This window comes from Ruminococcus sp. AM31-15AC, assembly GCF_003462045.1.
Classification (GTDB): domain Bacteria; phylum Bacillota; class Clostridia; order Oscillospirales; family Ruminococcaceae; genus Hominimerdicola; species Hominimerdicola aceti.
Genome location: NZ_QTYG01000098.1, coordinates 1 through 2,438 on the forward strand (window position 1 = coordinate 1; position 2,438 = coordinate 2,438).

General features: G+C 31.5%; 1 protein-coding gene. It reads right to left on the minus strand.

The annotated features are described in order from the left end of the window. Positions 1-143: 143 nt before the first annotated feature. On the minus strand, positions 144-2,438 hold a 2,295-nt coding region (locus DW793_RS13970), incomplete at its 5' end, for a DEAD/DEAH box helicase (protein WP_147342225.1).

Genomic DNA, 2,438 nt, shown 5'->3' on the forward strand with positions numbered 1-2,438 from the left:
TCATCCAAATATATATAATCTTCTGCAACTACTCGTTGATTTATTATATTTTCGAAATTCATCCCACATATTATCAAATAGGCTATTATAGTCTTCTGAAAAATTTATAAGTGAGCATTTAGTTGCTAAAGTTTCTGCTATTTTCATCCAAATATATATAATCTTCTGCAACTACTCGTTGATTTATTATATTTTCGAAATTCATCCCACATATTATCAAATAGGCTATTATAGTCTTCTGAAAAATTTATAGATACATATAATGCAGCGTTTAAATTTATTCTTAAAAGATCATCCAATTCTGAGCTTTTGGAATAAACGAGGTACTTAAATTTAGGAAAGGATATATCAGAATACTTCTTTTTCCATATTTCATCTAACTGTACTTTACAAATATGATTGCCAGAATTTATTTCTCTTACACAATCTGGATATAACCTATTAAGCTTTTTTTGCCCGTTTTCATTTATTTGAAACAATCCTTGTGAAAACAGCGGTATTGGTCTAACAGCAATAGGAGAAAATCCTATTCTGTTTTCAAAATCTCGTTGAATAGTTAGAAGAGCGGTCTTAACTTTATTGACATTATTATCCTCATCACTAAGTGGCGTTCCAAAAATGTATGTAAAATTCTCAGCATCAAGTAACATTGCGTTTCTTTTCTTTGTATAGATACCACGATCAGAGCTTTTTAAATTATTAGTATACAATTCATCAATTTTTTTTACTACTTCTACAAGTTGATAACGTTTTATAGAGGACATGCCATAAAGCCGATTTATATGCTTAAAATCGCTTGTGTTATATTGATAATATGCCTCACCGTCAAGATCTTCCCTACGAGCTGCACGACCTATTTCCTGTACATAATCACAAACATTACCTGTTGGAGCAAAATGAACAACAATTTGGATATCATCAATATCAATACCCATTCCAAACGCTTTTGTTGCCAGCATTACTAATTTTTCTTTGCTTAAGAATTTTTCGTAATTTTCCATTTTTTCTTCGCTACTTAATGCCCCATGGTATTTGGCAACGTGCTGTATCATATGCCTGCCTCTCAAATACTCATAACATCTATTAATAAGGGCAACTGTAGGAAAATATATAAGCGTTTTTTTATTTGTAGTCATTGCTCTCATAATGATTTTTTCAATCATATTTAGTTTGTCAAATTCATATTCATTTCTCCCCCTCGTGTTCCTTTTAGCTGTGTCAATAACAATTTGAATATCATTCCTTTTTATGTATCCAAGATATGTGATAGGATTTAACATATGAAGGCTATTTACAGTTTCTGTATACATATCTTCTATTCCATGATATATGGCTGTTGCAGTAAATGCAGCGGTAACAAATGTTCTTCCTTTCTTTTCAAGCTGATTTTTTCTCAACTTTTTTATATAATCACCAAGATACCAATAATCAGGGCGAAACTTTTTTCCCCATGTTGTAACAATATGTGCCTCATCAATAACTATCATTCCTATAGTTCTATTACCAATAAGCTGTTCGATATCACTTCTGCTTAAAAGAGTTTCTGGAGATATATATAATATATGGTAGTTGCTTGCGGCTACATTATCAATAATGTCCTGCTTTATTATTGGAGAGATGTCAGAGTTGATCGTTTTTGCAAACTTGTAATTCTTTAGTTCCAAGTTCTTAACCTGATCGTTCATTAATCCAATAAGAGGAGAAATAACAATAGTCAATAAGTCATATTTTTCCGCCAAGTATATGGCAGGTATTTGAAACATTACTGATTTTCCAGCTCCTGTTGGTGCTGTAACAAAAAGATCTCTGTAGTTCTTATCATTTTTTTCGCATGCTTCGACCTGAGCAACTAAATCGGAAATAATGTTTTCCTGAGAGATTTTAAAGGTTTCTTTTTTTCCCTCTTCAAGTTTATCTAAATCATATACAGAAAGATTTCTAAATGACGTATATCCCCAATATTTTTTTAGTATTTCCGTATATTCGTCCCTATGTTCAAAGTTAGTTGTTTCTTTTACCTTTTGTAAAATGAAAATGTCAATATGATCGATCAAATTGGCTGCAAGGACATCCAAATGACTTTTAAGTCTATTGATATCTCCAGTGTAATTCGAAATCCGCACATATGTTTTGCCCGATTCTGACAAAACGTGATTTACAAAGTCTATATAATCAACTTCTTCTATCAAATCAAAAAAGTTATCTGCTGTTTCAGAATACTGAGCATGATACACCTTCTCATCAAACAGGTTTATTGTGGTGATTTTGTTATCATGCACATCTACATTTTCACAGTATGCCCCTATTAAACGTCCTTTGTGTTCTTTTACACCAGTATATAATGAAATTATTTCATCTATATCTCCAATAATAGAAGAGTCATCTTCCAAATTATCTGTTTCACAGAAATGGGTGAGTAATCCGCTCTTAATGAAATC